This window comes from Streptomyces sp. NPDC090127 (genome assembly GCF_044746945.1).
GTDB lineage: Bacteria > Actinomycetota > Actinomycetes > Streptomycetales > Streptomycetaceae > Streptomyces.
Genome location: NZ_JBIVDE010000002.1, coordinates 629,717 through 652,448 on the forward strand (window position 1 = coordinate 629,717; position 22,732 = coordinate 652,448).

Sequence of the window (22,732 nt, forward strand, 5' to 3'; positions counted from 1 at the left end):
GATCGGATCAGTAGACGTCGCGGACGTACCGCTTGTCGGCGACGAGCTGTTTGACGTACGCAGCCGCTCCCGCCTCGTCGAGGCCGCCGTGCGTGACGGCGATGTCGCGCAGGGCCCGGTCCACGTCCTTGGCCATGCGTGCGGCATCGCCGCAGACGTAGAAATGTGCCCCGTCCTGGAGCACGGACCAGAGCTGGGACCCGTGTTCGCGCATACGGTCCTGGACGTAGGTCTTGGTGCGCCGGTCGCGCGAGAAGGCGGTGTCGAGCCGGGTGAGAGTGCCGTCGGCGAGGAAGGCGGTCAACTCGTCCTCGTAGTAGAAGTCCGTGGCACGGTGCTGTTCCCCGAAGAAGAGCCAGTTGGGGCCCCGGTGGCCGCGCGCTCGGCGTTCGGCGAGGAAGCCGACGAAGGGTGCCACCCCTGTGCCCGGGCCGACCATCACCATGGGCGTCTCGGGGTCCGCCGGAGGCCGGAAGTGCGCGGAGCGCTGGACGAAGACGGGTATGGCGGCGTCGGGCGCGGCGTCGGCGAGGAACGGCGAGCACACTCCCTTGCGGGGCCGGCCGCGGAGGTTCTCGAAACGGACGACGGAGACGGTCAGCGCCACCTCGTGGGGGTCGGTGAGCGGGCTGGAGGATATGGAGTACAGGCGCGGCTGGAGTCGTGTGAGGACGGTCGCCCACTCCTGCGCGGTGGCGCGGACCGGGTGCTCGGCGATGACGTCGACGGCTTGACGGCCCCATGACCAGCGGGCGAGCTCGCCCTTGTTGTCGGGGCGCAGCAGCTTCTTCAGGTCGCGGTCGCCGGTGCGGTCGCCGATGAAGGCGAGGAGGGCGGGGGTGAGCTTGGTGAGGTCGAGGTGCCGGTGCAGGGCCACGGACAGCCCGACCTCGCCGACGCCGGCGACATCGACCGCGGCGGCGGGGTCGACTCCGGTGACAGTCAGCCATTCCGCGACGAGGTCGGGACAGTTGACGGGGTGCACACCGAGCGCGTCCCCTGCCTCGTAGACGAGCGGCGTCTCGCTGTCCCGGGTGTCGAGGGTGAACCGGCGGACCTCCTTCGCCGCCCCGGGAAGGTTCAGCAGCCGGTTGCCTGTCAGCAGCGCGGTGGCCGGGGCCGGCTTGGCCGCGCGGACCGGTGTGACGGCGGGGGCGGGAGTGACCGGGGCGCGGGTGGCCGGGGCAGGGGCGGGTGGGGCAGCCGGTGCGAGGTCGGCCAGGGGGGTCAGGGCGGGGGCCGCGCCGGTCGTCGACGCTCCGGTGAGCTGGGCGAGCACCTCCTCCAGCCAGGCGTCCGCGGATGGCTCGTAGTCGGGTTCGCAGTCCGTCCGCGGAGCCAGGCGTACGGCCCCCAGCTCGCCCAGGCGCTGGTCCAGGCGGCGCCCGTGGCCGCAGAAGTCGTCGTACGAGGAGTCCCCGAAGGCGAGCACGGCGTAGCGTCGGCCGTCCAGGCGCGGGGTGTCGGCAGCCGTGAGCGCGTCCCAGAAGCCGGTGCCGTTGTCGGGGGCGTCGCCGTCGCCGAACGTGCTGGTGATCAGCAGGAGATCGGCTGTGGGCGGCAGCGCGGTCGGATCCGTGTCGTCCATGCCGATGAGCGCCGCACGGTGCCCGGCTGCGGAGAGCCGCTCGGCGGCGGAGGCGGCGAACTCCTCGGCGGTGCCGGTCTGGGACGCCCACAGCACGAGGACCTCACGGCCCGGGGCGGTGTCGCACGCCGTAGGTGTCGGGAGGGTGTGCGGGGCTCGGGAGTACAGGCCGGCGAGCACACCGTTCACCCAGCGCGCGCTCTCCTCGCCGAACGGCGCACCGGGCGGCAGCACGGGAACACCGGGCGCGCCCGACGCCAGTCCGGCGAGGAATCCGACCAGGTACTGGCGCTCGTGCTCGGCGAGCACCGGCGGGGGTGTGCTCTCGACCCCGAAGACGGCGGCCGCGCCGTGCTGCCCGGCGACCGGCACGATCGCGGCCCGCCCCTCGGCGGCGGCGGTCGCCGTGGTGGTGGTGGCCGCCGTGGTGGTGGTGGCCGCCGTGGTGGTGGTGGCCGCCGTGGTGGTGGTGGCCGCCGTGGTGGCCGTGGCCGCCGTGGTGGCCGTGGCCGCCGTGGTGGCGGACCTGGGTGCCTTCGTCCGGGCGGCCGGTGTGCCGACGACCTTCGCGAGCGTCACCGCGCACACCTTGAACTCGGGCTGGAACGAGAGCGGGTCGACGGCGTCGCTGGTCACCGCGTTGATGCTCAGGTACTCGCCGAACAGGTCGTTCCAGTGGAACGGCGCGAAGCAGCAGCCCGGTCGCACCCGGTCGCTGACCCGGGCGGGCAGCACGGCCCGGCCGCGTCGGGAGGCGACCTCCACCGAGTCACCCGCCTCGATGTCCAGCCGGTCCGCGTCGTCCGGGTGGAGTTCCACGAAGGGCGCCGGGTCGAGCTTGTTGAGCGCGGGCACCTTCCCGGTCTTGGTGAGGGTGTGCCACTGGTGCGGGAGTCGTCCGGTGTTGAGGACGAAGGGGTAGTCGTCGTCGGGCATCTCGGCCGCGGGCAGGTGCGGTCGGGGGAGGAAGGCCGCCCGCCCGCTCGCCGTCGGGAACATGGGACCGCCGTCGGCACCGAGGTAGCGGATCGGATGACGGTCCGGGCCGTCGGTGGTCGCCGCGGGCCACTGGACGGGCGTGGCGCGGAGCCGCTCGTACGTCACGCCCCGTAGGTCGTACCCGGTCTTCGGGTTCGCGGCGCGCCGGATCTCCGCGAAGACCTCCTCGGCGCTCTCGTAGCCGAACGCCTGCTCGTACCCCATCGCGCGGGCGACGGACGCGATGATCCGCCAGTCCGCGAGCGCCTCCCCCGGTGGATCGACCGCGGGCTGTGCGAGGGTGAGGTTGCGTTCGCTGTTGACGAGCACGCCCTCGGTCTCGGTCCACAGGGCGCCGGGGAGGATGACGTCGGCGTAGGCGTTGGTCTCGGTGTCGGCGAACACGTCCTGGGTGATGACGAGTTCGGCCGCCTCCAGGCCTTCGATGACGGTCCTGCGGTGGGCGACCGAGGCGACGGGGTTGGTGCAGATGATCCAGCAGGCCTTGATCTCTCCGTCGGCCATGCGCCGGAACATGTCGACGGTGCCCGTGCCGGATCCGTCCGCGCGTACGGTGCCGGGCTCCACCCCCCACAGCTCCTCGACGAACGCACGGTCCTCGTCCACGAGCACGGACCGCTGCCCGGGGAGTCCGGGACCCATGTAGCCCATCTCCCGGCCGCCCATGGCGTTGGGCTGGCCGGTGAGGGAGAACGGCCCGCTGCCCGGGCGGCAGATCGCGCCGGTCGCCAGGTGCAGGTTGATCAGGGCGTTGGTGTTCCAGGTGCCGTGGGTGGACTGGTTGAGCCCCATGGTCCAGCAGCTCGTCCACTCCCCCGCCGCGCCGATCCACTCCGCCGCCCGTCGGATGTCCGCTTCGGGGAGACCGGTGATCTCGGCGACCACCGCGGGCGGGTAGTCGGCGAGGAACGGCGGCATCGCCTCCCAGCCCTCGGTACGGTCCGCGATGAAGCCGGTGTCCGTGTGGCCGTTCTCCACCAGCAGGTGCAGGAGACCGTTGAGCAGGGCCAGGTCGGTCCCCGGCTTGATCTGCAGGAAGAGGTCGGCCTTGTCGGCGGTGGCGCTGCGGCGCGGGTCGACGACGATCAGTCGGGCGCCCGCCCTCACCCGCTCAAGGAGGCGCAGGAACAGGACGGGATGGCAGTCGGCCATGTTGGAGCCGATGACGAGGAAGACGTCCGCCTTGTCGAAGTCCTCGTACGAACCGGGCGGGCCGTCCGCGCCGAGGGAGAGCTTGTAGCCGGTGCCCGCACTCGCCATGCACAGCCGGGAGTTCGACTCGATCTGGTTCGTCCCGACGAACCCCTTGGCCAGCTTGTTCGCGAGGTACTGCGCCTCCAGGCTCATCTGCCCGGAGACGTAGAACGCGAAGGCGTCGGGCCCGTGCTCGTCGATGACGGCCCGCAGCCGCCGGGCCGTATCGACGATCGCCTCGTCCACACGGGCGCGTACCGGCTCGGCTCCTCGCTCCGGACGTATCAGCGCGGTCGTGAGCCGCCCCGGGGCGTCGAGCATCTCGGCCGTCGTCGCCCCCTTGGTGCACAGGCGCCCGAAGTTCGCGGGGTGGTCCTTGTCGCCCCGCGCCTTGACGACCTTGCGGCGGCCGTCGGGGCCGGACCCGATGTCGAGGAGCATGCCGCAGCCCACACCGCAGTAGGAGCAGACCGTCCGCACCTGGGTGGTGGGGGTCGCCGAGTCCTGTGGGGGCAAGGGACGGCCTCTCTGTCGATCGGGTGTGCCCGTGACGGTACGGAACACCCGTGTCGTCGATGTGTCGCCGGACGATCATGCGGGGTAACGCCCGTCCCACACCCACGGGGCCCCGTGCTGTGAGAACCAGCAGAATCCCACAGGGGGTGGGAAGGCCCGGGTGCCGCCCCGTCCCTGAACGCCCGGCACGTCCTCCAGTTCTCGACTCGCACCGGCGGGACGTCGACCACGCCACCACGGGCGCCGTACCCACCCCTGGATCCGACCTGGCAGGCTTGCGGTCGTGACCTATGTCGTAACAGTGGAAACGCGCGCGCCTGCCGGCGCTCCGGACCTGGACGAACTCCAACGCGTGGGCGTCACGGCGCTCCTGCAGCAGGGGTTCGACTCCGTGGTGGGGATCGAGGGGCCCGACGGCGTGGAGGTGGACCTCCTGGACACGATCATGGCGGTCCACCCAGCCGGCGCGCTTCTCAACGTGTTCGTCGACGCGTCGTCGTTGGAGGTCGCGGAGGATGCGGTCGGCTCCGTGACGCAGGAGGTCCTGGAGCACTCGGAGCTGCTGGCCGACTGGGTCGTCACGAGCAGCGAGGTGAAGCTGCACCCCGACCTGGCCCGCGAGAGCCTTGAGGCAGCCGACGGTCCCGACGCTCCGCCGAGCGACCTGGAGGCCCGTAGGGCTCACCACTCGGCAGGGGCCGACGGATCCACCGGCGAGGTGGCCGACACGGAGGATCAGGTATCCGGGATCCGGGCCATGGCAGCGTGCCTGCGGTCCTTCTCCCCCGCTTCCTTCGGGGTCCGCAGCGCCGAGGAGTCGGAGGACGACGACGATGCCGGGTTCCGGGTCACTCCTGAGGAGGCCGAACTGGCCGCGGGAGCGATCGTCCATGGGGCGGTGGTGCTCATCGACGAGTTGTTCGACGACGTTCGCACCCTCGGCCACGAGCAGAGCAACGTCGCCGAGTGCGAGGGCGACCTGTGGCACCTCGGGGACCTGCCTCCGCGCTACGCACCGCGGTACGACGAGCTCTTCGCACGTCGCTTCCTGGTCACTGTCGTGGCCCTCACCACCCGATTCACCGACGGCAGCTTCTCGCAGCTCGGGTGTCTGGCCGAGGAGCTGGCGCTGAAGCTGGTCCTGGAGCAGGCACATGTCACCCTCGACCTGCGCGGTCTCCTCGATGACGGCGTCGCGGGGGCCCTCGAGAGTTTCGCGGCCGAGGTCTACGAGGACATGGACGTCGAGTGGCTCTACGACGACGCCGCGGACGGCATCGACGGGGATCCCGCGACGGAGTCGCTCGGGATCGCGCCGACGGGATTCGGCCGTTGGTTCACCGCCTTCGGCGACGGCCGAGGCGTCCATCCGTACGCGGCTGACGAGCCTACGGAGGGAACGCCCCCACCCTGAGCCGGCCGCCCCCGGCCCTTGCCCCGACCCGGCTCACACCGCGCCGAGACGGCTGGGGACCGTCCCCCTGGCGACGGCAGCCTCGGGAGTCAGGGATGCGCCGCGCCCCGGTTCCCGTCGCACGAGAACCAGTGGCTCAGCGGACCCTCCCCCGCGGCTTCAAGGGGGTCGCGGGCAGCTCCGGGGCCGGCAGCCGGTCGCCGTCGTAGCCCTTCACCTCGCCGAATCGCGTGCCGTTCGTCCACGCCTCGCGCGCTTCCTCGATGTCCTGCTGGGACCGTCCGATCCAGTTCCAGAACATGACGATCTCCTCCTCGAACGGCTCTCCGCCCAGGAGCATCAGGCCCGCGTCCGAGAGCGCGCGGAGGGGGAGTTCCCTGCGTCCGCAGCCGAGGTAGAGCATCGAGCCCGGGAGGACCGGGACGCCGTCGACGTGGGCCTCGCCGGACATCGACAGGACCGCGTACTCGAAGTCCGGTTGCAGCGGGAGGCTCGTCTCCGTGCCCGCCGTCAGGGCGAGATCCGCGCCGATCAGGGGGGTGTACGTCGTGCCGGGCGACGCGGCGCCGTCGAGTTCGCCGAGGATGACCGTGGCGGTGAGACCGGCGGCGGTGACCTGCGGGAGGTTCGCGTGGTGCTGGAAGTGCGGCTCGACATGACGGTGGGCGTCCGGGAGCGCCACCCAGAGCTGGGCGCCGTGGAGGAGGCGCGCGTGGGGCTTCGGACTCTCCTCGGAGTGGGAGATCGCCCGGCCCGAGGTCATCAGGCCCAGCTCGCGGGGGCGGATCGTCTCCAGGCTGCCCGTGCTGTCGCGGTGCAGGACCTCGCCGTCGTGGAGCCAGCTCACCGTCTGGAGCCCCATGTGCGGGTGCGGCGGGACCTGCATGCCGGGCTCGTCGGCGATGTCGTCGGGCCCGTAGTGGTCGACGAACGCCCAGGCGCCCACCATGCGGCGGCCGAGGTTCGGGAGCAGGCGGCGAACCTCGGTCGACTCGCCGAGCTGGACGCGACGGGGGCTGAGGAGTTCTCGGACCGGCTCGGCCACGACGAAGCCACGGCCGCCGCAGACGGTGAGGTCCGCCTGACGATCAAGATTGCTCATGACGCTCAACCTATTCCTGTGGAGGGACGGCGTGGGTGTGTCTCCACGCGGAAATAGTAGTGGAATGTTCAACTAGCACCAGGTGTTGACGCGAGTGCCGCCCCTTCGGGTGGCAGGGTAGAGACGCCACGAGGGAGAGCAAGTGAACGACACGTACTACGAGTTCGGTACGGCGGCCGAGCGCTGGGACCGCGCCCAACTGTTCTTCGAGGCCAAGGAGTACCTGACCGCTGCCCGCATCCTCCGCGGTCTCGTCGCCGAGCACCCGGACCAGACCGCCCAGCGCCTGCTGCTCGCCCGGGCCTACTACCACTCCGCCCAGCTCTCCCGCGCCGAGACCGAGCTCCGCGCCGTCCTCGACCGGGACCCGGTGGAGCACTACGCCCGGCTGATGCTCGGTCGCACCCTGGAGCGCCAGGGCCGGCACGCGGAGGCCGCGCCGCATCTGCGGCTCGCCGCCGCCATGAGCGGTGACCTGCCGGAGTGAACCCGGCGGTGTCGCGCCGGTCGCCGGGGGCCGTTCGGTACGCTCCTGCCAGGAGGTCCGGATCATGCGTACGAGCGGGATGAGAGCGACAGGCGCCCTCGCGCACCTGTTGCTCGTCGTCGTGCTCGCCCTGGGCGTCTTCGTGATGCACGCCTTCGGCCATCCGAAGAGCGCTTCGGCGACGGGCGCCGAGCAGCACATGACCCACGGCGCTCCGGCGAGCGGGGCCGAGCGCATCGCCCATGGCGCGTCGGCGACGGGCGCCGAGCAGCGCCTCACCCACGGCGCCGCCTCCGCGCCCGATCGTGGTCCCGTCGCCCCTCGCGCCGGGAGCGAGGCGCCCGACGACTCCGGTGCGCACGGGGACATGGCCACGCTCTGCGTGGCCGTCCTCGGCGTCTGGGCCCTGGCCCGGGTCGTCCTCGCCGCCCTCGGGCTCCACCTCGACCGGCTGGTCCGGCTCCTCGGTCGACTCCTCCCCGCGCTGGGTCCGAACGCCCCGCCGCCCAGACCTCCCGACCTCGCTCAGCTGTCCGTCCTGCGGATCTAGGCCGTATCGCCGCCGCGGGCCGCCTCGCGCCGCCCGCAGAAGCGTCACGTCAGCCCTTCCGACAGCACAGGCCACACAGGCCCGCGGGCCCACAGGCCGCACAGCACACGAGGTGTCTCAGAGATGTCTGCCTTCCACCCCCACAACCGCCGGATGGCCGGCGCAGGAGCCGTCGTCGCCCTCACCGGCCTTCTGCTCTCCGGCTGCGGTACGGAGACGGCCCCCGGCGCCGGGAAGCCCTCCGCCTCCGCCTCCCGTACCGCCGGCGCGTTCAACGACGCGGACGTCGCCTTCGCGCAGGCGATGATCCCGCACCACCAGCAGGCCCTGGAGATGGCGCGGCTCGCCGACGGGCGGGCCGAGGACGCCGGCGTCAAGAAGATCGTCGCCGACGTCGAAAAGGCCCAGGACCCGGAGATCCGGACCATGAAGGCCTGGCTCACCGCCTGGGGGAAGCCCGAGGCCCCCGCCACCCACGGTGGCGGCCACGGCGGTGGGGGTCACTCCATGGCCGGGATGATGTCCGAGCAGGACATGAAGGATCTGGCCGCACTGCGAGGCAGGGCCTTCGACCGGAAGTTCGCCGAGCTGATGATCGCCCATCACGAGGGCGCGGTCGACATGGCCGAGACCGAGCGGAAGAACGGTCGCGACGCCACGGCCCGCAAGCTCGCCGACGACGTCGTACGCACCCAGTCCGCCGAGATCGCCGAGCTGAAGGAGATCCTCGGGCGGCTCTGACCGGTGCCGTACCGGCGGCCCCCGTATGTCGGGGGCCGCCGGTACGCCCACCCGTACCCGGACTCAGCCGCGCGGCCGCGCGTGGACGATCTCGCCGCCCACCACGACCGTCTCGGCGACCGTGCCGAGGATCTCCTCCGGGTCGATCCGGAGGATGTCGCGGGACAGCACGACGAAGTCGGCGAGCTTGCCGACGGTCAGCGAACCCCGCTCCTCCTCGAGGAAGTTGGCGTAGGCCGAGCCCATGGTGTAGCCCTCGACGGCCGTCGTGACGTCGATCGTCTCCTCCGGGGTCCAGGCCGCTCCCCCGCCGTTCAGCGCGCGGCGGGTGACGGCGGTGTAGATGCCGACCATGGGGTCCATCTCGGCGACGTTCCAGTCGCTGGAGAGGGCGAGGACCGCGCCGGCGGCGTGCAGACTGCGCAGGGGCCAGGCCTTGTGCCAGCGGTCGGGGCCGATGTTCTCGGCCCAGTCCTGGCCGGGGCCGGCGATGTCGGGCGCGGCGTGGCGGGGCTGCATGCAGGCGACGACGCCGAGTTCGGCGAAGCGGGGGGTGTCGGCCGGGTCGAGGCACTCGACGTGGACGACCTGGTGGCGGGCGTCGCGCGGGCCGTTGGCGGCGCGGGCCGCGGCGACGGCGTCGAGCACCGTACGGATACCCCGGTCGCCGGTGGCGTGCACGAAGCACTGGAAGCCGCGCGCGTCGAGACCGGTGAGCAGGTCGGCGAACTCCTCCGGCGGGTAGAAGGTGTCGCCGCGGTGGTGACCGCAGCCGGCGTACGGCTCCAGGAGCGCCGCCGTACGGGGCTCGACCACGTCGTCGATGTACAGCTTGAGCGGTCCGACGCGCAGCCGGTCGTCGGCGAACTCCTTCGCCGCCGCGGCGAATTCGTCCAGTTCCGCGTCCGTCGTACCGCGCGGGTGGAAGAGGGCGGCGACGATCCGGGAACGGAGTCGGCCCTCGGCGCGGGCGCGCGTGAACAGGGCGAGGTCGTCCAGGGAGTTCTGCGGTTCGACGACCGTCGTGATGCCGTACGTGATGGCGTCGTCGAGGCTCTTGGCGAGCCTGCCGTACTGCCGGTCCGGCGAGGCCCACGGTACGCCGAGCTCGCGCAGCGCGCGGTGACCGGCGCGGGAGAGGCCCTTGACCGCGAAGTCCTTGACGAATCCGGTGGGTTCGCCGGTCTCGGGGTCGGTGACGGCGGTGCCGAACGGCAGGTCGGTGCGGTCCCGGCCGACGTCGAGCGCGCGCAGGGCCGCGGTGTTGAGCCAGGCGGTGTGCACGTCGTAGCTGAGGACGAGGGCCGGGGTGTCGCCGGTGACGGGGTCGAGGTCGGCGGCGGTGGGCATGCGCCCGCCGGGGATCGCGGAGTAGTCGAAGGCCTCGGCCTCGATCCACCGGGCGTCCGGGTGGGCCGCCCGCCAGGCGGTGATCCGCTCGTGGATCGTGTCGAGCGTACGGGCCCCGGCGAGCTGGACGCAGGCGTCGTCGGAGCCGAGGCGTACGTGGTTGTGGGCGTCGATGAAGCCCGGCAGGACCAGGCGGCCGCCCGCGTCGACGACCGTGGTGTCCGGCCCGGTCCAGTGCGCGGCGTCGGCCTCCGCGCCGAGCCAGACGATGCGTCCGTCCCGTACGGCGAGCGCCTCCGCCTCGGGCAGGTCCGGGTCGACGGTGTGGATACGCGCCCCGGTCAGGACGAGGTCGGCGGGGGTGGTGCTGGTCATGTCGGTCGAACTCCTGCTTCTGGTGCGGGTGTCGCTGGGGTGGGTGCGTCGGCTTCGGTCGGCGCTCGGGGTGTCACGGTTGTACGGGGACGGCGGTGCGGCGCGCCAGGGCGGCGTACACCAGCGCGGAGACGACCGCTCCGAGCAGGGTGAGGTCGGCGCCGCCGAGGGGGGCGACCAGGGGGCCGGTCCAGAGTTCGGAGTCGCAGGTCAGGGCGGCGAAGGCCATGCCCGCGAGCAGGGCGGTGATTCCGGCGGGGTGCCAGCCGGAGCGGTACCAGTAGGCGCCGCTCTCTCCGGTGTGCAGGGCGTCGGAGTCGTAGGTGCAGCGGCGCATCACCATGTCGGCGAGGAAGACCCCGCCCCAGGGGGCGAAGACGATGATCAGGAGGGAGAGGAAGGCGAGCAGCGAGGTGGTGAAGTCGGTGAGGAAGAGGGCGCCGAGCGAGCCGAGTGCGGTGACCGCCGCGCTGATGACGATCGCGCGGGCGCGGCTCCAGGGGATGCCGAGGACCTGGAGGTTCAGGCTGGAGGAGTAGAGCGTGATGATCGAGTTGGTGACCGAGCCGCCGAGGACCAGGGCGAGGAAGAGCGGCTGGAACCAGCTGGGGAGCAGCCCCTCGGCGCCCGCGACCGCGTCGGTCATGTCGGTCTGCGTCGCCGCGGCGACTCCGGCGACGCCGAGTGCCACGGAGGAGAGGAACCCGCCGAGCGCGCCGCTCCAGGTGAGGGCCTTGAGCGAGGTGGTGCGCGGCAGGTAGCGGGTGTAGTCGGCGGGCATCGGGACGTACGAGAAGGGGCCCGCGAACATGACGACGAGGGCGAGGCTCCAGGCGGAGACGCCGGGGCCGGCGGCCTGGGTGGCCCCGGTGTCGGCGCCGGGCAGGACGAAGACGAGCAGGGCGGCGAAGCCGAGGGCGAGGGCGTAGGCCATCCAGCGTTCGGCGAACTGGACGGTGGCGTGGCCCCAGAGCGCGACGGCGAAGGTCATCGCGAGGGTGACCAGGAGGGCGACCGCGCGGGCCGTGTCGCCGCCGGCCCAGCCGAGGTCGGCGAGGAAGGCTTCGAGGGCGAGGGTGCCGACCACCGTGTTGACGATGGTGTAGCCGATGCTGACGATCCAGTTGAGCAACCCGGCGGGCCAGTTCCCGCGCACGCCGAAGGCCGCGCGGGAGACGACCAGGGTGGCGGTGCCGGTGCGGATGCCGCTGAGGCCGGCGGCGCTGATCGCGAAGAAGGAGAGTCCGCCGATCACGACGACGGCGGTGGCCTGCCAGAAGGAGAGGCCGAAGGCGACGGCGAGGGCGCCGTTGATCACGTAGGTGAAGGTGAGGTTGGAGCCGAACCAGAGCCAGAAGAGGTCCTTCGCGCCGCCGTGCCGCTCCGCGTCGGGGATGGGATCGATTCCGTGGCCCTCGAGCTGGAAGACCTCGTCACGCCCGTCACGCCCGGTGTCCGGTGCTCTCTCCTGGTGCAGCATGCCCACTCCCCAGACTTTGAATGACGTTCTAGAAGTTAGAACAGGGTTCAAGATGTGCGAGAGGTGACGGCCGCGTCAATACCCTGGAGACCTGCGGTTAAAGTCGTGACCTGGCGGGGGCACGGGGACGGAGACCTGGCGGGGTCACGGGGACGGAGGCTGAGCGGGTGGCAGGGGCGGCACGACGGCGGGACGGGCACATCACCCAGGAGCGGATGCTGGAGGAGGCGATGGCGGCCATCGCCGAGAACGGCCTCGCGGCGCTCACCATGTCGGCGCTGGCCGAACGCCTGGGCACGAGCGGCGGCCACATCCTGTACTACTTCGGCAGCAAGGACCTGCTGCTGCTCGCCGCCCTGCGCTGGAGCGAGGCGGCCCTCTCCGAGGAGCGGCGGGCGCTGCTGGCCCGCCGGCTGACGGCGGAGCGCAAGCTCGACCTGTTCCTCCGGCTGTACCTGCCGCACGGCCCGCGCGATCCGCGGTGGATGCTCTGGATCGAGCTCTGGGCGCGCACCCCGGCGAACGAGGCGCTGCGCGAGGCCCAGCGGGAACTGGACCGGGGCTGGCAGGAGGACCTGGAGGCCCTGCTCACCAAGGGGGTGGACCAGTCCCGCTTCGTGCCGATGGACGCCGACGAGGTGACCGCGCGCGCGTCCGAACTCCTCGCCCTCCTCGACGGGTTGAGCACCCGCGTGGTCCTCGGCCAGGACCCGGGCCCCGACGCCCGCCCGGCCCTCGACACCGCCCGTTCGGCGACGGGGCTACTGGTGCCGCGGGGCTGAGGCGGGTGTGGGGGCCGGCGCCGGGGCGGGTGTGAGGGTCGGGGCGGGCGTGGGGGCGGGGCCGGCGTGGGCGCCGGGCGGATGCGGATGCCGGGGCGGGCGCGGGGGCGGGGCCGGCGTGGGCGCCGGGCGGATGCGGATGCCGGGGCGGGGGCGGGGGCGGGGCGTGAGTCGGAGCCGGTGTCGGTGCGTCTCTAGGTGCTGGGCTGCCAGGGTTCGGGGGCCGTGGGGGTGAAGGGCCAGGGCGGGGCGTCGGGGTGGCGCCGGGTCTGGTCGGCGTACCAGCGGATCTGCTCGGTGTGGAGCGCCGGGCGGGACAGCTTGGCGAGGGCCGGGTACGAGTCCGGGATCACCCGGGCGAGCGCGAGGGCGGCCTCGGCGTCCGACGCCGCGTCCCCGGGGTCACCGTGCGGGACGCCGTACCACTCGGCGACGGCCCGCAGGGAGCGGCGGCCGGTGCGGAAGCGGTCGGCGTGGCGGTCCAGGACCAGGGGGTCGCAGACGGGGGCGACGCCCTGCGGGAGGCGGTCGGTCAGCGGGGCCAGGTCGTGGCGCAGGAGTTCGGCGTGCAGGGTGGTCAGGACGTACGGCGCGAACCAGACGACGAGCACCTCGTGCGCGGCGAGGTGCTCGGTGAGGACGGTCGCGAGGTCGTCGAGGGCGCGGGGCGCGGGGGTCCCCTCGGAGCGGGAGCGTGCGACGGCGGCGGCGACGGCCGGCGCCTCGGCGGATATTGGATCATGGATATCGGATCCGATATCCATGATCCAATATCCGGTATACCCGTCGCTTCCGCGCACCGACGCGGTGAGGATCCGATCCACCGCCGTCCGGTGGCCGGTGGAGACGATGTCCACCGACAGGAGCCGCCGGTGGTGCCAGCCCGGCACGTTCTGCCGGGCCGGCGGCCCGGGCTCGCGCACGTGCGCCGGGTGGTAGACCTGCCAGCCGTCCGTCGGTCCGTGCCCGTGCCGCAGGGCCCCCGTACCCGCCGGCACGACGGCCCCGCAGACCGCGCAGGGACCGTCGTAGTCGTTGGTGAGGTCGGGGGCCCCGGGGGTCATGACGTCCCCGCACCGTCCCGGTAGGCCTCGAGGAGCCGCAGCCAGGCCTCGCTCAGCGTCGGATACGAGGGGACGGCGTGCCAGAGCCGCTCGATCGGGACCTCGCCGACGACGGCGACGGTCGCCGAGTGGATGAGTTCGCCGACGCCCGGCCCGACGAAGGTGACGCCGAGGACGATCTCGCGGTCGAGGTCGACGACCATCCGGGCCTGGCCCCGGTACCCGTCGGCGTACAGCCCGGCGCCCGCGACCCCGGAGAGGTCGAGGTCGACGGCGCGTACCCGGTGCCCGGCGCTCTCGGCCTCGGCGAGCGAGAGCCCGACGGCGGCCGCCTCGGGGTCGGTGAAGACGACCTGCGGTACGGCGGCGTGGTCGGCGGTGGCCGTGTGCGCGCTCCAACGGTCGTCCGCGAGGAGCGAGGCGCCGGAGGCACGGGCGACGATGGCCGCGCCGGCGATCCGCGCCTGGTACTTGCCCTGATGGGTCATCAACGCCCTGCGGTTGACGTCTCCGACGGCGTACAGCCAGTCGCTGCCCTCGACGCGCAGGGTGTCGTCCACCGAGAGCCAGGAGCCGGGCTCCAGGCCGACGGTGTCCAGGCCGATGTCGTCGGTGCGCGGGCTGCGGCCGGTCGCGAACAGGACCTCGTCGCCCTCCACTCGGTCGCCGCCCTCCAGCACCACCATGACCGGTCCGGTGCCCCCGTCGCGCACGACCGCGGCGACCGACACGCCGGTACGGACGTCGGCGCCCGCCTCGGTCAGCGCGTCGGCGACGTGGTCGCCCACGAATGGCTCCATCCGGGGCAGCAGCCCCTTGCCCCGTACCAGGACCGTCACCTGGGAGCCGAGCGCCTGCCAGGCGGTCGCCATCTCCGCCGCGACCACTCCCCCACCGACCACGATCAGCCGGCCCGGGGCGTCCTTGGAGCTGGTCGCCTCGCGGCTGGTCCACGGCCGGGACCCGGCGAGACCCGGCAGGTCGGGCAGTGCGGCGCGGCTGCCGGTGCAGACGGCGACGGCGTGGCGCGCGGTGAGGACGTGCCGGTCGCCCTCGGGCCCCTCGACGGTGACCTTCCGCTCGCCGGCGAGCCGGCCGTGGCCCCGGTAGAGGCGGGCTCCGGTGGAGTCGAGCCAGCCGACGGCGCCGTCGTCCTTCCAGTCGGAGACGTAGTAGTCGCGGTGGGCGAGCACCGCCGCCGTGTCCAACGGGCCCTGGACCAGCTGCCGCAGCCCGGGCACCTTGCGTGCGTCGGAGCGGGCGATCACCGGACGGAGCAACGCCTTGCTCGGCATGCAGGCCCAGTACGAGCACTCCCCGCCGACGAGTTCGCTCTCCACCACGGCCACGCTCAGGCCCGCCGCCCGGGCCCGGTCGACCACGTTCTCGCCCACGGGGCCCGCGCCCAGGACCACCACGTCGTACTCATGCTCCACCTCGTGTGTCATGGGCAACAGTCTGGTGGCAGGTGTGCGCCGTGGCCACATGGGCAGGCGTGGCGTGCACGCGCGGAACACGCACGGTGCACCCGTGGAACGGCCCTCGTGCACCCGCGGAGCGGCGCGGAATAGCGCGGCTCGATACGCGGTTGTGCGGGGCGAGTCCCCAGGGGACCGTGAGGGACATCCGCCAGGAGACCCGGAGAGGTAGAAAACATGAGCACTGTCGAGCTCACCAAGGACAACTTCGACCAGATCGTGAGCGACAACGGCTTCGTTCTGATCGACTTCTGGGCTTCCTGGTGCGGTCCGTGCCGCCAGTTCGCGCCGGTCTTCGAGGCCGCGTCCGAGCGGCACGAGGACCTGGTCTTCGCGAAGGTGGACACCGAGGCGCAGCAGGAGCTGGCCGCCGCCTTCGAGATCCGCTCGATCCCGACGCTGATGATCGTCCGCGACAACGTGGCCGTCTTCGCCCAGCCCGGTGCGCTGCCGGAGGCGGCCCTGGAGGACGTGATCGGTCAGGCGCGCAACCTCGACATGGACCAGGTCCGCAAGTCCATCGAGGACGCGAAGCAGCAGGAGCAGCAGGAGCAGCAGCCGTAGCTCCGCTGATGGCGATGTCGCCGCTGTGACGGAAGCGGGGGCGGTACGGGATCTCCCGTACCGCCCCCGCTTCGTCGTTCGGACCCCCGGCGGCCGGACGACCCTCCGGTCAGCGTTCCAGTACGAGCGCCAGGCCCTGGCCGACGCCGATGCACAGGGCCGCGAGGCCCGTTCCCGAGCCCGCCGCGGCCAGCTGGTGGGCGACCGCGCCCGCGAGCCGTGCGCCCGAGGCGCCCAGCGGGTGGCCGATGGCGATGGCGCCGCCGCGCGGGTTGACGATCTCGGGATCGAGTTCCGGCCACTCCGCGAGGCATCCCAGGGACTGGGCGGCGAAGGCCTCGTTGAGCTCGAAGGTCGTCAGGTCGGCGAAGGAGCGGCCCGCCTTCTCCAGCGCGCGCCGGACCGCCTCGACGGGCCCGAGCCCGAAGAGCTGGGGCTCGATGCCGGTGACCGCGGAGGCGCGGATCCGGGCGAGCGGCTCACGGCCGGTCTCCCGCAGGCCCTCCTCGTCGACCAGGAGCAGGGCCGCTGCGCCGTCGTTGAGGGGTGAGGCGTTGCCCGCCGTGACCGTGCCGCCTTCGCTGCGGAAGGAGGGCTTGAGCTTGGCGAGGGCCTCCATGGACGTGGTGTCGCGGATGGATTCGTCGCGGGTCAGCTCCGCCCCCGGGTACGGCACCACCTCGCCGTCGTAGAGCCCCTTGCCCCACGCCTCGGCCGCCTTGCGGTGGCTGGCGAGGGCGAACGCGTCCTGCCGCTCCCGGCTGAGGGCGTGCTTGTCGGCGACCAGCTCCGCGCCCTCGCCGAGCGCGACGGTCCACTCGGCGGGCATCCTCGGGTTGGTCATGCGCCAGCCCAGCGTCGTGGAGTGCAGCTGCTGGTGGCCGGCCGGGAAGGCGCGTTCGGGCTTCTGCAGGACCCAGGGCGCGCGGGACATCGACTCGACACCGCCCGCGATCGCCACGGAGGCGTCGCCGACCGCGATGGCGCGGGCCGCCTGGATCACCGCCTCCAGGCCCGAGCCGCAGAGGCGGTTGACGGTGACGCCGGGGACGGAGGTCGGGAGGCCCGCGAGCAGGACGGCCATGCGGGCCACGTCGCGGTTGTCCTCGCCGGCGCCGTTGGCGTCGCCGAAGTAGACGTCGTCGACGCGGGCGGGGTCGAGCGCGGGTGTACGGTCCACCAGCGCCCTGACCACATGGGCGGCGAGGTCGTCCGGGCGTACGGCGGAGAGCGCGCCTCCGAACCTGCCGATCGGGGTGCGGACGGCGTCGACGATGTAGACGTCGCGGATGCTCATCGGTTCTCTCCCACGTGCCCCTCGGGCGGTCCGCCCCAGCCGAGCGCCCTCGCGCGCGTTCGCCTGGTGAATGTTCCTTCGTTGACGTGCGCGCCGAGTCTCCGCCCGACGGCAACTCCTGTCAACGGTGGGGAACGCGGATACGTGGTGGGTGAAACGGATCCGGCCGGAGCGGGTGCGTCAGGCCGCCGGCGCGGCCCGGACCAGCGCGGTCAGGCTGTAGTCGAGTTCGCGGCCGTCGACGAGGAGCGCCTCGACCGTGCGCGTCTCCGGGTCGACGTCGGCGGCGATGCCGTGCCCCTCGTAGCGCGGGTAGCCGGACGCGCCCGTCCGGCCCGTGGCCTCGATGACCGCCGTCCGGACCGCGCTGTCCTCCACGGACGCGCCGCCCCGGTCCACCACATGCTCGGGAACGAGCAGGATCTCGTAACGCCGCGGAACTGTGCTCATGCTTCGACGCTAAGCCGCTTCGCCGCCCGGCGCCCGCCACGACCCCGCCGGAACGCACCCGCGCCGCGCCCGCCTGCCCCCGCCCGCCACGACCGCCCCACCACTGCCGCGCGGACCGCTACCGCCCCGCCACGACCGCCCCACCGCTTACCGCGCGGACCGCGGACCGCGGACCGCCGCCCCTGCCCGCCACAACCCGCCCGCCACTGCCGCGCGGACCGCCGCCGTCCGCTCAGCTGGACTCCCGGGCGATCACCCGCGAGGCCATCAGCTCCTGGGTGCCCGGTGTGGCGTCGGGGTCGCGGACCGTGGTGTCGACGAGTTCGGCCAGGTGCCGGCCGATCACCATGTCGAGCCGCACCGTCGTCAGCCGGGGCCGCAGCAGCCGCCCGAGCAGCAGGTCGTCCGAACCCACGACCGCCGTCTCGGCCGGGATGTCGATCCCGGCGTCCTGAAGGGCGCGCATGAGCAGCATCGCGTACTCGTCGTTGTACGCGAACACGGCGTCAAGGCCCCGTTCGCGCCACCGCCCCGCGAGCTCGTCCGCCGCCGCCTCCTCGTACCGCAGCGCCAGCGGTACGACGGTGGCGTCGGTCCCCGCCACCGCCTGCCGGGCGCCTTCGAGACGGGGGCCGGAGAACATCTCCAGGCCCGGCTCCTCGGGAAGCACCACGCCGATCCGCCGCCGCCCCCGTGCCACCAGGTGCTCCACGGCGACGCGCCCCACCCGCCCGTGGTCCATGACCAGGGCGTGCGCCCCTTCGACCCGGTGCGGGCCGACGGTGATGACGGCCTTGGCCCCCGAACGCTTGAGGATCTCCACGCCGCTCGCGGAGAGCTGGACCTCGCCCAGCGAGACCACCGCGACGGGCCGGAGCTCCGCCCAGGCGCGCGCGGCCTCGTCCCCTTCGAGGCCGAGGCTGCCGTACTGCACGACGGTGTAGTCGAGGCGGCGCAGGGCCCACTGCAACTCGTTGAAGAACCGGCTGTACAGGGGGCCGATCGGCACGTGCGCGGTGGGCAGCAGCACCATCCGGCTGTGACCGGCGCGCAGGCTCCGCGCGGCGGCGTGCGGGACGTAGCCCAGCTCCTCGGCGGCGTCCCGGACCCGCTGCCGGGTCGGCTCGCTGATCCGTACGGCCGCGGTGTTGTTCAGGACGTACGAGACGGTGGCTCTGGACACGCCCGCGAGCCGCGCCACATCGGCGCTGGTCGGGACGGGGCGTGGGGCGGACTGTCTGGGTGACTGGCTCATCGCTCCGGCATCTTTCCAGAACGATCCGGCCCGAGGTCTGGCGGATGGCCGGATTCGAGTGCTACACAATGCTCACACGTGTCACTGACACGTGTCACCCGTCGCACATTCCGCTCCTCGCCCCCGCACAGGGCGATCCTCACCAGGAGGGCACTGTGGCCCTTTCCTCCTCCGCATCCGGAGTCGCCACCACGGGAACCGGAGCCCCCTCGGGCCATCGGCCCTCCCGCGGTCTGCTGCCCCTGCTCCTCGCCGGGAACACGGCGATGTACGCGCTGTACGTCGGCGTGCCGGGCCTGCTGCTCGCGCTGCAGATCGAGGACATCGATCCCGCGAACAAGGTGGCGAACTTCGGTCTGGTCGCCGGGGTCTCCGCGATCTTCGCCACGGTCTTCAACCCGGTCGCCGGGGCGCTGTCGGACCGGTCGGGCCGTCGTAACCCCTGGATCCTGGCGGGCGGTCTGCTCGCGGTACCGGTGATGTTCCTGCTGGGCAGCGCGCACACGATCCTGCTCGTGCTCATCGCCTGGTGTCTGGGCCAGGCGGTGATGAACGTCTACCAGGCGGCGATCACCTCCGTCGTACCCGACCGGGTCCCCGTCGCCGCGCGCGGCAAGGCCTCGGCCGCCGTCGGGCTGGGGCTGCCGATCGGCTCCACCATCGGCGCACTGGTCGGCGCCGCGTTCTCGGAGAACTACCGCACCGGCTACCTGGTCTTCGGTGTGATCGTGGCCGCGACCGCCGTCCTGTTCACCACCTGCGCCCGCGAGGAGCGGATGCCCGCCAAGGCGCCGCTGCCCGTGCGGCAGCAGCTGGCCGCCTTCGGCAGCGCGCTCAGGGACCACGACTTCCGCTGGGCGTTCATCGGCCGAGCGCTGCTCGTCCTCGGGTACTTCGCGGTCGCCGGATTCCAGCTGTACATCCTCAAGGACCACATCGAGCTGCCCGCCGGGCTCAGCCCCGAGGAGGCGGTGGCGATCCTGATGCCGCTCAACTCCGTCGCCATGGTGATCTCCACCATCCTCGGCGGCTGGCTCTCGGACCGTTACGACCGTCGCAAGCTGTTCGTCGGCGCCTCGGCCGCGCTCGCCGCCGTCGCTCTCGTCATCCCGGCCGTCTCGTCGAGCTGGACCGCGATGCTCGTCTTCTCCGCCGTCAACGGCCTCGGCTTCGGCTGCTACATGGCGGTGGACACGGCCCTGGTCACGATGGTGCTGCCGAAGGCGGAGGACGCGGCCCGCGACATGGGCGTGCTCAACGTCGCCAACGCCGGGCCGCAGATCGTCGCCCCGTTCGTGGCCTCGCTCATCGTCTCGCTGAGCGGCGGATACACGGCCCTCTTCCTGATCGCGGCCGTCCTGTCGATCTTCGGCGCACTCGCCGTGCGCCCGATCCGCAGCGTGCGCTGAAGTCCGGGGCGGGGACCGTACGCTCGTACGGTCCCTTGCTTCCCTCCATCCCGTCCGCCCGCTCCGCGAGAGGCTTCGACGTGCTGCTGAACACCCGCACCTGGGGATCCGGTGACCGGATCGCGCTCCTGGTCCACGGGATCATGTCCGACCACCGCACCTGGCGCCGGGTCGGGCCGGCCCTCGCCGAGCGCGGCTACCGGGTGATCGCGGTGGATCTGCGCGGCCACGGCGCCAGCGGCCGGGCCGCCGGGCCCGAGGGGTACACGCCGGCGGACTACGCCGACGATCTCGTCGAAACCCTGCCCGCCGGGGCCGAGTTGGCCCTCGGCCACTCGCTCGGCGGGCTGAGCCTGGCCGCCGCGGTGGACCGGCTCGCCCCGCTCCGCGCGGTGTACGTCGACCCGGCCTGGCACCTGCCCGCCGGGAAGGCGGGCTATCGTCCGGAGCTGTTCACGCACGCCAAGTCGTTCACGCGGGAGCACATCGCGACCTTCAACCCCCGCTGGGAGCAGCAGGATCTGGACATCGAGATGGCGACCGTACGGCTCTGGGACGAGCACGCGGCCCACGGTCTCGTGGGCTGTGTGGGGCGTGATCTGTGGCCCGCGAAGGCCGGGGTCCCCTCGCTGGTCGCCCTGGCCGACCCGAGCCTGCTGGTCTCCGCGGAGAACGCGCGGATGCTCGTGGAGCGCGGTTTCGACGTCCGTACGGTCGCCGGCGCCGGACACACCATCCACCGCGACGACTTCGACGGGTTCATGGCCGCTCTGGACGGATGGATCTGACGTACCGTGTGGTCATGGACGACGTCTCGATGGTGGGCCTGCCCGGCCGGGTCACCGGCACCGTCGGGCCGGGTCTCGTCGGCGAGGTGATCGTCCGGATCCGGGGCGGCGCCGAGCACTTCCTCGCCTACGCGGCCGACGGCAAGGAACGGATCAGTACCGGAACGGTCGTGATGGTCGTGGAACATCTCCCTCCACGCACCGTCTATGTCACAGCCGCGTACGACAGTTGACCCATCCATTGAGCGCCCGTCCCGTCGGGCGCACACTCCCTTCACCGGATCCGCAACGGCTCCGGTGAAGGGGGAGCTGCCCATGGGCATCGGCATCCTGGCGGGCGGCGTGGTCGTCGCCGTCCTCGCCCTCATCGCACTGTTCAAACTCATGTGGCGCGTCGCTGAACCCAACGAGGCGCTGATCATCTCCGGTTCCAACCACAAGATGGAGGGGCTCGGCGAGGGCATGGGCTTCCGGATCGTCACGGGACGCGGCACGCTCGTGCTGCCGGGCGTCCAGGCGGTACGGAAGCTGTCGCTGGACCTCAACGAGACGCAGTTGCAGGTGGAGTGCGTCACCCACCAGGGCATTCCGCTCAAGGTCCGTGGTGTGGTGATCTTCAAGGTCGGCGACGACTTCGTGTCGATCGCCAACGCCGCCCGCCGTTTCCTCGACCAGCAGAAGCTGATGTCGGAGCGGGTGCACATCGTCTTCGCGGGTCATCTCCGCGCCATCGTCGGCGGGTTGACGGTCGAGGACATGATCCGGGACCGGGAGAAGCTGACCGGGCAGGCGCGTTCGGCCTGTGGCACCGAGATGGAGAAGCTCGGTCTGATCGTCGACTCGCTGCAGATCCATGAGATCGAGGACCCGACGGGGTACATCAAGAACCTGGCCGCGCCGCACGCGGCGGCGGTGCAGCGCGACGCCCGGATCGCGCAGGCCGAGGCCAACCGGCGGGCCACCGAGGCCGAGCAGCAGGCCGCCGCCCGGATGTCGGAGGCCACCAGGGACAGCGAGATCCTCCAGGCCGGCTACCAGGCGGAGCGGGACCAGGCGTCCGCGAAGGCCCGGCAGGCCGGGCCGCTCGCGGAGGCGGGCGCCCGTCAGGAGGTCGTCGTACAGGAGACGGGGGTCGCCGAACTGGAGGCGCACCGCAAGGAGCAGCAGCTCCAGGCGGACGTCCGCAAGCCGGCGGACGCGCAGGCGTACGAGACCCGGACCCGGGCCGAGGCCGAGCGCGACGCGCGGATCTCGGCGGCGCAGGCGGAGGCCAAGGAGACCGAGCTGGCCAGCGCCGCGCGGGCGACCGCGACCCGGCTGACGGGTGAGGCGGAGGCGGCGGCCCAGCAGGCGCGGGGGCTCGCCGTCGCGGAGGCGACCCGGGCGAAGGGTCTCGCCGAGGCGGAGTCGATCGCGGCGCGGGCGGCGGCCCTGGCCGAGAACCAGGAGGCCGTGGTCGCTCAGCAGCTGGCCGAGAAGTGGCCGGAAATCGTCGAGGCCGGTGCGTCGGCCTTCGGCAACGTGGACCAGATGGTCCTGCTGAACGGCGCGGACGGCATGGCGGAGATGTTCGCCAAGGCCCTGACCATGGGCGGGACGGGTCTGGGGCTCGCCCGCCAGCTGCTGACGAACATGAGTCCGGGCGCCCCGGCGGCCGGGGCGCCGTCCCTGAACGGGGCGGCCGCGCCGCCGCGGACGGAGCCGGTCCCGGTCGGTGACGACCGGGAGTAGCCGTACCGGAGCCTACGGGTGCGGGCGCGGGCAGCGCGGGTGCGCGCCACGCCGCGCCGGGCACGTCCGCGTCCACAAGGGCCGGGCCCGGCGCCGTGAGGGCGCCGGGCCACGGTCG

Annotated in this window: 19 protein-coding genes; 10 read left to right on the forward strand and 9 right to left on the reverse strand. The window is 72.7% G+C overall.

The genetic code is table 11. The features are described 5' to 3' along the window. Window positions 1-7: 7 nt before the first annotated feature. On the reverse strand, window positions 8-4,222 hold the full coding sequence (locus ACIPPS_RS08465) for a molybdopterin-dependent oxidoreductase (RefSeq protein ID WP_401429541.1): 4,215 nt from the start codon (window positions 4,220-4,222) through the stop codon (window positions 8-10). Window positions 4,223-4,580: 358 nt separating this feature from the next. Between ACIPPS_RS08465 and ACIPPS_RS08470 the strand changes: the two genes are divergently transcribed. Continuing rightward, window positions 4,581-5,711 carry a hypothetical protein gene (locus ACIPPS_RS08470; RefSeq protein WP_401428428.1) on the forward strand — a complete coding sequence of 377 codons (1,131 nt, stop codon included), beginning with the start codon at window positions 4,581-4,583 and terminating at the stop codon, window positions 5,709-5,711. Between the two features lie 136 nt (window positions 5,712-5,847). Here the strand turns inward: ACIPPS_RS08470 and ACIPPS_RS08475 are convergent, their stop codons facing one another. Continuing rightward, window positions 5,848-6,813 (reverse strand): pirin family protein, encoded by a 966-nt coding sequence (locus tag ACIPPS_RS08475; protein WP_401428430.1) that lies wholly within the window; start codon window positions 6,811-6,813, stop codon window positions 5,848-5,850. Between the two features lie 142 nt (window positions 6,814-6,955). On the opposite strand from ACIPPS_RS08475, the gene ACIPPS_RS08480 reads away from it, so the two are divergent. The 3 genes from ACIPPS_RS08480 to ACIPPS_RS08490 all read left to right on the forward strand — a co-directional run bounded on the left by ACIPPS_RS08480 (window position 6,956) and on the right by ACIPPS_RS08490 (window position 8,591). Next, complete coding sequence (locus ACIPPS_RS08480; protein WP_401428433.1) at window positions 6,956-7,300, forward strand: tetratricopeptide repeat protein; 345 nt, start codon at window positions 6,956-6,958, stop codon at window positions 7,298-7,300. 64 nt (window positions 7,301-7,364) lie between these two features. Beyond that, window positions 7,365-7,850, forward strand: coding sequence for a hypothetical protein (locus tag ACIPPS_RS08485; protein WP_401428435.1), 486 nt, complete (start codon window positions 7,365-7,367; stop codon window positions 7,848-7,850). 123 nt (window positions 7,851-7,973) lie between these two features. Continuing rightward, window positions 7,974-8,591, forward strand: coding sequence for a DUF305 domain-containing protein (locus tag ACIPPS_RS08490; RefSeq protein ID WP_401428437.1), 618 nt, complete (start codon window positions 7,974-7,976; stop codon window positions 8,589-8,591). 63 nt (window positions 8,592-8,654) lie between these two features. On the opposite strand, the gene ACIPPS_RS08495 is transcribed toward ACIPPS_RS08490, so the two are convergent. Both ACIPPS_RS08495 and ACIPPS_RS08500 read right to left on the reverse strand, forming a co-directional pair. Then, the gene (locus ACIPPS_RS08495) at window positions 8,655-10,316 is read right to left on the reverse strand and encodes an amidohydrolase (protein ID WP_401428440.1); all 1,662 of its coding nucleotides are present in this window, start codon (window positions 10,314-10,316) and stop codon (window positions 8,655-8,657) included. A gap of 73 nt (window positions 10,317-10,389) precedes the next feature. After that, window positions 10,390-11,796, reverse strand: a complete 1,407-nt coding sequence (locus ACIPPS_RS08500) for a purine-cytosine permease family protein (RefSeq protein ID WP_401428442.1) — start codon at window positions 11,794-11,796, stop codon at window positions 10,390-10,392. A gap of 167 nt (window positions 11,797-11,963) precedes the next feature. Between ACIPPS_RS08500 and ACIPPS_RS08505 the strand changes: the two genes are divergently transcribed. Continuing rightward, complete coding sequence (locus ACIPPS_RS08505) at window positions 11,964-12,578, forward strand: TetR/AcrR family transcriptional regulator (RefSeq protein WP_401428444.1); 615 nt, start codon at window positions 11,964-11,966, stop codon at window positions 12,576-12,578. A gap of 194 nt (window positions 12,579-12,772) precedes the next feature. Here ACIPPS_RS08505 and ACIPPS_RS08510 read toward each other — a convergent pair whose 3' ends face one another. Together ACIPPS_RS08510 and ACIPPS_RS08515 are read right to left on the reverse strand one after the other, a co-directional pair. After that, window positions 12,773-13,642: a 3'-5' exonuclease gene (locus ACIPPS_RS08510; protein WP_401428446.1), complete on the reverse strand. Its 870-nt coding sequence runs from the start codon at window positions 13,640-13,642 to the stop codon at window positions 12,773-12,775. Then, on the reverse strand, window positions 13,639-15,090 hold the full coding sequence (locus ACIPPS_RS08515; protein ID WP_401428448.1) for a dihydrolipoyl dehydrogenase family protein: 1,452 nt from the start codon (window positions 15,088-15,090) through the stop codon (window positions 13,639-13,641). Before ACIPPS_RS08515 ends, ACIPPS_RS08510 begins: the two co-directional genes overlap by 4 nt. A gap of 207 nt (window positions 15,091-15,297) precedes the next feature. Here ACIPPS_RS08515 and trxA point away from each other — a divergent pair, with 207 nt between their 5' ends. Further along, window positions 15,298-15,684, forward strand: coding sequence for a thioredoxin (gene trxA / locus ACIPPS_RS08520; protein WP_401428450.1), 387 nt, complete (start codon window positions 15,298-15,300; stop codon window positions 15,682-15,684). 109 nt (window positions 15,685-15,793) lie between these two features. Here trxA and ACIPPS_RS08525 read toward each other — a convergent pair whose 3' ends face one another. From ACIPPS_RS08525 to ACIPPS_RS08535, 3 genes are all read right to left on the reverse strand, one after another. Beyond that, window positions 15,794-16,981: a thiolase family protein gene (locus ACIPPS_RS08525; RefSeq protein WP_401428452.1), complete on the reverse strand. Its 1,188-nt coding sequence runs from the start codon at window positions 16,979-16,981 to the stop codon at window positions 15,794-15,796. 180 nt (window positions 16,982-17,161) lie between these two features. Beyond that, window positions 17,162-17,431, reverse strand: a complete 270-nt coding sequence (locus ACIPPS_RS08530; RefSeq protein WP_401428454.1) for a hypothetical protein — start codon at window positions 17,429-17,431, stop codon at window positions 17,162-17,164. Window positions 17,432-17,663: 232 nt separating this feature from the next. Continuing rightward, window positions 17,664-18,686 carry a LacI family DNA-binding transcriptional regulator gene (locus ACIPPS_RS08535; RefSeq protein WP_401428456.1) on the reverse strand — a complete coding sequence of 341 codons (1,023 nt, stop codon included), beginning with the start codon at window positions 18,684-18,686 and terminating at the stop codon, window positions 17,664-17,666. Window positions 18,687-18,841: 155 nt separating this feature from the next. Here ACIPPS_RS08535 and ACIPPS_RS08540 point away from each other — a divergent pair, with 155 nt between their 5' ends. The 4 genes from ACIPPS_RS08540 to ACIPPS_RS08555 all read left to right on the forward strand — a co-directional run bounded on the left by ACIPPS_RS08540 (window position 18,842) and on the right by ACIPPS_RS08555 (window position 22,614). Then, a complete protein-coding gene (locus ACIPPS_RS08540) occupies window positions 18,842-20,095 on the forward strand; it encodes an MFS transporter (protein WP_401428458.1) in 1,254 nt (417 codons plus the stop codon). 80 nt (window positions 20,096-20,175) lie between these two features. Further along, window positions 20,176-20,883 carry an alpha/beta fold hydrolase gene (locus tag ACIPPS_RS08545; RefSeq protein WP_401429543.1) on the forward strand — a complete coding sequence of 236 codons (708 nt, stop codon included), beginning with the start codon at window positions 20,176-20,178 and terminating at the stop codon, window positions 20,881-20,883. A gap of 14 nt (window positions 20,884-20,897) precedes the next feature. Further along, a complete protein-coding gene (locus ACIPPS_RS08550) occupies window positions 20,898-21,116 on the forward strand; it encodes a hypothetical protein (RefSeq protein ID WP_401428460.1) in 219 nt (72 codons plus the stop codon). Window positions 21,117-21,198: 82 nt separating this feature from the next. Beyond that, window positions 21,199-22,614 carry a flotillin family protein gene (locus tag ACIPPS_RS08555; RefSeq protein WP_401428462.1) on the forward strand — a complete coding sequence of 472 codons (1,416 nt, stop codon included), beginning with the start codon at window positions 21,199-21,201 and terminating at the stop codon, window positions 22,612-22,614. The last annotated feature ends 118 nt before the right edge of the window (window positions 22,615-22,732 follow it).